Source organism: Actinophytocola sp. (assembly GCF_036402745.1).
GTDB lineage: Bacteria > Actinomycetota > Actinomycetes > Mycobacteriales > Pseudonocardiaceae > Actinophytocola.
Map to the genome: position 1 here is coordinate 1 of NZ_DASWSJ010000237.1, position 9,362 is coordinate 9,362.

Sequence of the window (9,362 nt, forward strand, 5' to 3'; positions counted from 1 at the left end):
GCGATCAGCGTGTAGGAGGTGCGGACCCATTCCTCGATCTCCCGCCAGCGCTCCCGGGTGGGCCGCGGGCCGAGCGTGATCGACACCCAGCCGTGGCGCCCGAGACCGTAGCCGGTCGGCACGGCGTGCGGATCGGTCGCCACGAGCGCGGCCGCCTCCTCCTTGCCGAGCTTCACGCTGATCCCGGTGGCGTCCCGACCGGCGAACACGAAGTTCTTGCCCTTGACGCGGAACGTCGGCTCGCCGTCCCACGCCTCTATGTCGACCCGCACCGCCTCGGGCAGGCGCTCGACGATCTTCTCCAGCCGCTCCATGTTCGACACGTGCGCACCCTTCCGCGTGAGTGCCGCTTCGTCAACGCTGGGACCGGGGTCCGCCCTTGGGTGGGAACCAGCGTTCGGACAGGACGCCGACCGTGACGCCGGTCAGGATCGCCACGAATACGCCGCCCTGGTAGGGGATCGGGGCGAGGATCAGGGCGACCAGGCCGGCGGTCAGGCCGACCACGATGGACCGGGCGTCGTCCATCGACGGGGCGGCCAGGGCCACCAGCGTGGCGTAGATCGCGAAGTCCAGGCCGAGCCCGCCGAAATCCTTGAGCACGTCACCGAACTCGAAGCCGGAGTACGTGCTCGCGAACCAGGCCACGAACAGCGTCGCGGAGGACGCGAGCATGTACCAGTGCTTCTCGCCGCTGCGGTCCCGCGTGCTGTACCGCCGCTCGGCCAGCGCGTAGATCTGGTCGGTCATCCCGTACGACAGCAGCACCCGCCACCACATCGGCAGCTGACGAACGTACGGGGTCAGCGCCGCACTGTAGATCACGTGCCGGGAGTTCACGATGAGGCTCGCGAGGGCAATGAGCGGCAACGGGGTCCCGGCGGTCATCATGTTGAGGCCGATCAGCTGGATCGTTCCGGAGTAGACGATCAGCGACATCAGGATCGTGTTGGTGACGCTGAAGTCGGCCTGCGCGGCCAGCGCGCCGAACAGCACCCCGAACGGCACCGCGCCGACCACGATCGGCACCACGTCCCGGGTGCCCGCGCCGAGCTCGGCCAGCCGAGTTCTTTCCAGATAGGCGGTCATTGGGCGAACACCACTTTCGCCACCGCGAATGCCAGCACGCTGGAGCCGAACACGAGAAAGAAGTTGTCCTTCTTGATCGCGCCGACCGCGAACCCCGCGACCACGCCGATCAGGTACGGGCCGTAGATCGGCACCCGCGCGGCACCGTCGTCGGAGAGCACGATGCCGGGCACCAGCATCGACAGCAGCACCGCCGGAAGCACGTACGGCAGCGCCCGCTCGACCACCTTGGGCATCGTCCACGCACGGGGTACGGCGAAGAAGGAGAACCGCATGACGAAGACGATCGCTCCCATGAGGACGATCGTGAACAGGACCATGACATTTCCCTTTCGAAGCCGACGGTCAGGAGCTCGCCAGAACGCTGGCGGCCAACAGCTCGGGGCGCGTGACGTTGAGGTAGTGGCCGCCGGCCGGGCTGACCACCACGGTCAGCGGACCGAACCGCGCCCAGGTTCCGACGTGCTGCTCGTGCCCGTCGACGAGCGGGTCGTCCGCGGCGAGTACGGCCGTGATCGGGACGCCCAGCGGGTCGCGCCCGCGCAGCGCGACGGCGAAGGCATGGCTGGCCTCGGACGTGTCGTAGCGGAACGCCCGCGCGAGGTCGGACCGATCCGCGACCGGCCCGGCCGGGGCGAAGCCGGTGTTGTCCACCAGCCACCGCAGGATCTCCTCCTCCGACATGTGCACGACCTCGTTGTCGGCGTGATCGTCCGGGTTCGCCGACCTGAGCAGCTTCGCCACGACGAGCAGCCGCCGCACCGCGATTCCCTTTCGTGTCAACGCGTACGCCGCGGTGAGCGCGGGGCCGCTGCCGGCGCAGTGTCCGAGCAGCGCCACCGGGGTGTCCACCCGCGCGGCGATCTCCTCGGCCAGGTCGGCACCCAGCCGGTCGGCCGGCACCGGTGCCCGCCGGTCGGTCCGCGACCGTCCGGGTAGCTCCACCCCGAGCACCCGCACGCCGGCGGCATGCAGCTCCCGGGCGAGCGGGACGTAGCTGACCGCACCGCCGCCCGCGAACGGCACGCATACCACGGTGAACGCCGGCTCGGGCAGGTCGAGCCCGGCCGCGGCGGTCAGGTCGACCAGCAGGTCACGGCGCGTCTCGCGGTGCTCCCGCATGCTCGTGGCCAACGCGCGGACGGTCGGGCTGGCCAGCAGGTCGTGCAGCGTGATCGCGCCGCCGAGCCGGACCGCGACCTTCATCGCGGCGATCGAGTGTCCGCCGATGTCGAAGAAGTTGTCGGTCACGCCGACCTCCGCGACGCCGAGCCCGAGCACCTCGGCGAACAGGTCGCGGAGCGCGCGCTCCGGCTCGTCCCGCGGCGCCTCGCGCACGTGTGGGCGGGAAGCCGCAACGGAGCGCCGCTCCAGCGCGGCCCGGTCGACCTTTCCGTTACCGGTCAACGGAAAGCTGTCGACGCGTTGGACCGAGTCCGGGTGCAGGTAGCCCGGCAGCCGGGCGGCCAGCGCCTGGCGAACCGCGGCCAGGTCGTACCGGCCCTGGCCGGTGTAGAAGGCAGCCAGCAGCTTCTGGCGCACCACGACGACGGCGTGGTCCACGCCGGGCAGCCGGCCGAGGGCACCCTCGATCTCGGACAGCTCGATGCGGAACCCGCGCACCTTGACCTGGTGGTCGACCCGGCCCGCGCAGTCCAGCACCCCGCCGGGCAGCCAGCGGCCGATGTCCCCGGTGCGGTACATCACCGCGGACCGGTCGTCGAGCACGTTGGGATGAAAGGCCGCCGACGTTCGCTCCGGGTCGTTGACGTAGCCGAGACCGATCCCCGCCCCGGTCACGACGATCTCCCCGAAGCTGCCGATCGGCCGTAGCCGGTTGTCCGGGCCGACGACGTGCAGGCCGGTGTTGAGCACCGCCCGGCCGACCGGCACCCGCTCGCCGTCGGCCGGGCCGGACAGCACGTGGTGGGTCACGTCGTCGGAGGCCTCGGTCGGGCCGTAGGCGTTGACCATGGGCGCGGGGTAGCGGGCGAACCAGCGGCGGGTGAGCCCCGGCGGCAGCGCCTCCCCGGTGACCAGGAGGTACCGCAGCGCGGGCAGGTCCACCGGCCGCAGCTCGGTCTCGGCCAGCACGGCGTCCAAGTAGGACGGAACGACCTCGAGGACGGTGATGTCCGCGGCGGTCCGCAGCAGCGCGGGGATGTCCGTGACCACGTCCTGGGGGACGATCACCGTGGTGCCGCCGACCAGCCACGCGGCGAGGAGTTGCCACACGGAGATGTCGAAGCACTGCGTGGCGAGCTGGGCGATCCGGTCGTCCCCGGTGAGCTCGAGGTCCACGACCTTCGCCCGCAGATGGTTGAGCATGCCCAGGTGCCGGATCAGCGCGCCCTTGGGCTCGCCGGTCGACCCCGAGGTGAAGATGAGGTACGCCGGGTCGTCGGGCCGGGGCCGGGCGTGGACGGGTTCGGCCGGTCCGTCCGGCGCCCGCGTCGTGGTCACCATCGGCGGCTCGTCGAGCACCTCGGCCAGCGTGTCGCGCAGCCGGCCGGCCAGCGCCGCGTCGGCGACGACGTGCCGGCACCCGCTGCGGCGCAGCACCGCACCGAGGCGCGCGGCCGGGTAGGACGGGTCCTGCGGCAGGTACACCGCGCCGAGCTTGAGCACCGCCAGCACCATGACCGCCCAGTCCACGCCGCGCTCCAGCACCGTGGTCACCACCGTGCCCCGGCCGACCCCGCGAGCGCTCAGGCTCGCGGCGGCCCGGGCACTGGCCTCGTCGAGGTCGCGGTAGCTCAGCGACACCCGGCCGTGCACCAGCGCGGTGGCCGCCGGGGTGGCCGCGACCTGCTCGGCGAACAGGTCGACGAACGTGGCGTCCGGCAGCTCGTGCGACGGGCCGGCGCACTCCTCGGTGAGCACGCTCAGCTCCGCGTGGCCGAGCAACGTCTCCGCCCGGAGATCCCGGTCGGGCGCCGTGGCCAGCAGCTCCAGCGCGCGGGCGTAGTAGCCGCCGATCCGCTCGATCTGCTCGGCGTGGAACACCTCCGCGTGGTAGTGCAGTGCCAGCTCGACCCGGTCGGTGATCGCGTCCTGGGAGAACTCCGCGCGGAACGGGAACTCGGTCTGTGCGTTGACCACCGAGCGGACCATGCCGAACCCGTCGCGGGCGCCGAGGTCCTTGAGGACGTGGAAATGCGTGAAGTTGAACACCGACTCGAACAGCGGCTCCCGGGTGCCCGCGGCCCGCTTCATCTGCTGCATGGGGTAGCGGCGGAACGGCAGCAGCCCGGTCTCGGCCCGGTACACCTCGCGCACGAGCTGCGCCCACGAGCCGTCCGCGCACCGCACGCCGAACGGGACGGTGTTGAGGAACAGGCCCGCGAGCCGCTCGCCGCCGAGCACCTCGGGGCGGCCGCTGTGCTCGTAGCCCGTGAGCACGGTGTCCGTGCCGGACACGAAGCTCAGCACGGCGACGTGCGCGGCCAGCAGCACCGACTTCACCGGGACCCGCAGCGCCGCGGCGGTGCGCACCACGCCGGCGGCGACCTGCTCGGTGAGGTCGATGTCGTGGATGACGACGCCGGTCGCGCCGGTGTCGCCCAGCCGGGGCAGCCGGGTGTCGTCGTGCCGGGCGAGGACGTCGAGCCAGTGGTCGCGCTGGGGCGCCGAGGCGACGGCGTCGCGCTCCAGCTGGATGAACTCGCCGTAGCTCACCGCGAGCGGGGTGTGGTCCGGCTCGGTGCCGTCGAGCAGGGCGAAGTAGGTGTCGAAGAGGTCGCGGTGGATCGTGTTGACACTCCAGCCGTCCAGCGCCGCGTCGTGGTAGCTCAGGGTGTACCGGTAGCCGCGCTCGCCGAGCAGGTGCAGGTAGACCCGCACCAGGTCAGGCCGGCCCGGCCGGAACCCGCGGGCCAGCTCGAGCGCCGCGAACTCGCGCAGCCGTTCGTCCTGTTCGGACTCCGGCAGGCCGGTCAGGTCGAACACGCCGAGCGGGCACGGGACCCGGTCGTGCACGAGCTGGACCGGCTCGCTGAAGCCGGCGAGGTGGAAGGACGTGCGGAAGATGGGGTGCCGGGCGGCGACCGCGGTCGCCGCCCGGCGGAACACATCGACGGCCACCATTCCGTCGATGTGATGGCTGAGGATGTCGTGGTACAGGCCACTTCCCGGCTCGGCGCGGGCCGCCTCGTAGAGCAGGCCGGTCTGCAGCGACGACATCGGGTAGGCGTCGTCGACCCCACCAGGCAGCCGGTCCCGGTCGGCGTCGTTCAACAGCGCGAACGGTGGAATCTGTTGACCGGCAACGGGACCGGCGTGCCGCTCGGCCACCAGTGCGGCCAGCTCGGCGACCGACGGGTGAGCGAACAGCTCCTGGAAGGTGAACGCCAGCCCGGCGGCGTGCGCGGCGGACAGCACGGAGATGAACTTGATGGAGTCGCCGCCCAGCGCGAAGAAGTTGTCCCGCACGCCCACCCGCTCCACGCCGAGCGCGGTCACCCAGATGTCGCAGAGCCGCCGCTCGACGTCGGTGCCTGGCGGCGCGTACGCGGTCTCGGCGCGGCGGTCGGGCCGGGGGAGCCGGGCGAGGTCGCGTTTGCCGTTGTGGTTGGTGGGGATCGCGGGCACCGGGACGATCCACTGTGGAACCATGTAGGACGGCAGCTCGGCGGCCAGCGCCACGCGGAACTCGTCCGCGCCGAACTCCCCGCCCGCCACGACGTACGCGCACAGCGAACGGTCGCCGCCGTCGCCGGCGCCGTCGTCGGCGCCGTCGTCGATGGCGGCGACGGCGCAGTCGGTCACCCCGGGGACGCGGCAGGCCACGTGCTCGATCTCGCCGAGCTCGATGCGGTACCCGCGGATCTTCACCTGGGTGTCGATGCGGCCGAGGAACTCGATGATGCCGTCCGGCAGCCAGCGGGCCAGGTCGCCGGTCCGGTACATGCGCCCGCCCGGCCGGACGGGGTCGGCGACGAACCGCTGCTCGGTCAGCTCGGGGGCGTTGAGGTAGCCCCGGGCCAGGCCCACCCCGGTGATGCACAGCTCGCCCGGGGTGCCGACCGGCGCCAGCGTGCCGGCCTTCGTCAGCACGTGCAGCGCGATGTTGTCGATGGGCCGGCCGATCGGCACCGGGCGGCGCGGGTCGACGTCCGCGCAGTCGAAGCACGTGACGTCGACGGCGGCCTCGGTGGGGCCGTACAGGTTCACCAGGTCGGCGTGGCCGACCAGCTCGCGGAACCGCAGTGCCTGGGCGGTGGTCAGGGCCTCGCCGCTGGCGAACACCCGGCGCAGCGACCGCAGGCGCGACACCGCTCCTGTCGCCGCCACGTACCGCAGGAAGGCCTGGAGCATCGACGGAACGAAGTGCAGGATGGTGACGGCGTGCTCGGCGACGTGCTCGACGATCAGGCGTGGGTCGCGCTCGTCGCCGGCGGGCAGGGTGGTCACCGCGGCGCCGGCGAGGGACCACCAGAAGATCTCCCACACCGACACGTCGAAGGTGAACGGTGTCTTGTGGAGGATCACGTCGTCCTCGGCCAGCGGGTGCGCGCGCTGCATCCACGCCAGCCGGTTCACGATAGCCCGGTGCTCGATCATCACGCCCTTGGGCCGGCCCGTCGAGCCGGAGGTGTAGATCACGTAGCACAGGTCCCGCGCGTCGGTGACGACCGCCGGATCGCTGTCCGGGCCGGCAAAGCCGCGCTCGTCGTCCAGGTCGACGAAGGTCACCGCCGTCGTGACGGCCGAGTGCGTCCGGCGGTCCCCGAGCACGATCCGGGTGCCGCTGTGCTCGAGCAGGTAGTCGATCCGCTTGCGGGGCAGCGTCGGGTCGACGGGCAGGTACGCGCCGCCGGCCTTGAGCACCGCGTAGATCGCGACCAGCTCGCGGGGTGAGCGCGGCAGGCACACACCGACGATGTCGCCGCGGTCGACGCCCAGCTCACGCAGCCGGTGGGCAAGCCGGTTCGCGCTTGCGTTGAGCTGTGCATAGGTCGTGCCGTCGTCGGCGATCGCGACCCGGTCCGGGTGCAGTGCGGCCCGCTGCTCGAGGAACTGGTGGAGCAGTGTGGTGGCGGGGAACTCGGCCGCGGTGTCGTTGAACGTGTCCAGCTGGTGCCGATCGCCGGCGTCCAGCAGCGGGCCGACCGGACGGTCCACAATGGACGTTACGTGGTCGAGCAGCGCGGCGAAGTCGGCCGTCAGGCGCTCGGCGGTGGACGCCGCGAACAGGTCGGTCCGGTAGCTCAGGACCACGCGGTCGTCGAGCACGGCGAAGTGCAGCGTGCACCCGGCCGCGGCGGCGTCCGCCGGGGCGAGGTCGCCGTCCACGGCCATCGCGAGATCGCTCGGCGTCACCCCGGCCCGGTCGTAGAACAGCCAGAACGGCTCGCCGGTGTGCGAGGCCGCGTCGAGGTACGCCGCCCGGCACGCGACCAGCAGGTCGCGGACCGAGTCGGTGCGCCGGACCGGGACGGTCAGCGGGAGGGCGGGCCCGGCGGCGCCGGCGGGAGCCGCGACGACCGCGGTGACCTGCTCGGCGTCGGTGGCGCGGGCGGTGACGAGCGCGAGCACCGTCACGTGCAGCACGCGCAGCAGCGTCGGGTCCTGCTGGGTTATGCGCCGCGCCGCGGTCAGCGCGGAGGCGGGGAGCGTCGCGGTCGCGGTGGCGGTCGGCGCGTCGGGGTCGTGGCCGAGGTGATCGCGGATGAGGACGGTCGGCTCGGTGCCGGCGGCCCGGCGCCAGTGCGCGGCGTGGCCCGGGTCGCCGTGTGCCCGGCGGTTCTGCTCGAGGATCGTGGTCACGCGGGCACCTCTCAGAACGCGAAGTCGGCGGCGGAGACGGACACGGGGGTGCCGGCCGGGGAGAACACCGGTGTGCCCGGGGCCTCGACCAGCTCGTCGAGCGCCTGCAGGCACTGGTCGAGCAGGTAGTCGGCGGACGCGGGGTCGAACAGCTCCGTCGCGTACTCCAGGTCGAGCACGAGCCGGTCGGGCCGCCGGTACGCCTGCAGGTTGAGGTCGAACCGCGTGGTGCCGGGGTTGAGCAGCTCCACCGAGATGGCGAGGCCGGCCTTGGTGAGCTCGTGGAAACCGAGGTCCTGGTAGGCGAACAAGGCGTCGAACACCGGGTTCCGGGCGGGATCGCGGGGCACGCCGAGCCGGTCCACCAGGCGCTCGAACGGAAAGCCCTGGTGGGTCAGCGCCTGCCACTGCCGGCTGCCCAGCTGCCGGGCCAGGCCGGCGAGATCGGTGTCGCCGGCCAGCTCGGCACGCAGGCACACCGTGCTGACGAACATGCCGACCACCGACTGCAGTGCCGGGTGCGTGCGCCCGCTCATCGGCGTGCCGACGACGAGGTCACGCTGCCCGGACAGCCGGGCCAGGGTCGCGGTGTAGGCGGCCAGCAGCACCGCGAACGGGGTCGTGCCCAGCGTGCGGGCGGTCCGGTCGACCTCGGTGGCAGGCATCGTGCGGCTGGCCACCGCGCCGTGCACCGCGCGGGAGCGGCCCCGTGGCCGGTCGGTCGGCAGGTCCAGCCCCATCGGCGCGCCGGCGAGCTCCCTGCGCCAGAAGGCCTCGTCGGCCTCGGTGACCTGCCGGCCGTGGCACCACTGGGCGGCCGCGGTGTAGGTCGTGGTGGGCGTGGCCGGCGCGGTCCCGGCGTACAGGTCGAACAGGTCGCTCACCAGCACCCGAAGCGACACCCCGTCCACGACGATGTGGTGTGCGTCAAGGTAGAGCTCGCTCTCGTCCGGTCCAATGTGGACAACGCGGGCACGCAGCAGCGGCGGCCGGTCGAGCTCGAACGGCCGCACGAAGCCCTCGAGCGGGTCGGGCACCGGCACCGCCAGGTACTCGAACTCGGGCGTGACCTCGTCGACCGCCAGCTGCCGGACGGTGCCGTCCACCGGCAGGATGCGCATGCGCAGCGCGTCGTGCCGGCGCAGCAGCGCGGTGAACGCCGAGCGCAGCCGCGGCACGTCGAGCGGGCCGCGCACCGTCAGCCGGACCGGGATGTTGTACGCAAGTGAGCCCGGATCGGCTTGCCACAAGGCGTAGAGCCCGACCTGCTGCGGGTGCAGGTCGACGGCGACACCCGCGGACCGGGGGATCGGCGCGACCGACCCACGCGTGGCGGTGGCGACGGCGTGGGTCAGCTCGGCCAGCGTCGGAGCGGCGACCGCGTCGGCGAAGGACAGCTCGGCGCCGTACCGGTGGTGGACGCGCCCGAGCAGGGCGCCCAGCGTGATCGAGTTCCCGCCGATCTCGAGGAACCGGTCGTGCGGTCCGATCGTGGCCGGGTCGAC

Annotated in this window: 5 protein-coding genes; all 5 read right to left on the minus strand. The window is 72.6% G+C overall.

What is annotated here, in order from left to right; translation table 11 throughout:
• The coding region (locus VGD70_RS22405) for an MmcQ/YjbR family DNA-binding protein (RefSeq protein WP_331084412.1) at positions 1-314 on the minus strand (314 nt) is incomplete at its 3' end.
• A 40-nt stretch (positions 315-354) separates the two neighbouring features.
• A complete protein-coding gene (locus VGD70_RS22410) occupies positions 355-1,089 on the minus strand; it encodes an AzlC family ABC transporter permease (RefSeq protein WP_331084405.1) in 735 nt (244 codons plus the stop codon).
• Positions 1,086-1,409, minus strand: coding sequence for an AzlD domain-containing protein (locus tag VGD70_RS22415; RefSeq protein ID WP_331084407.1), 324 nt, complete (start codon positions 1,407-1,409; stop codon positions 1,086-1,088). The genes VGD70_RS22410 and VGD70_RS22415 overlap by 4 nt, the downstream gene beginning before the upstream one ends.
• Positions 1,410-1,434: 25 nt before the next feature.
• Positions 1,435-7,857 carry an amino acid adenylation domain-containing protein gene (locus VGD70_RS22420; protein WP_331084409.1) on the minus strand — a complete coding sequence of 2,141 codons (6,423 nt, stop codon included), beginning with the start codon at positions 7,855-7,857 and terminating at the stop codon, positions 1,435-1,437.
• An 11-nt stretch (positions 7,858-7,868) separates the two neighbouring features.
• The coding region (locus VGD70_RS22425) for a condensation domain-containing protein (RefSeq protein ID WP_331084411.1) at positions 7,869-9,362 on the minus strand (1,494 nt) is incomplete at its 5' end.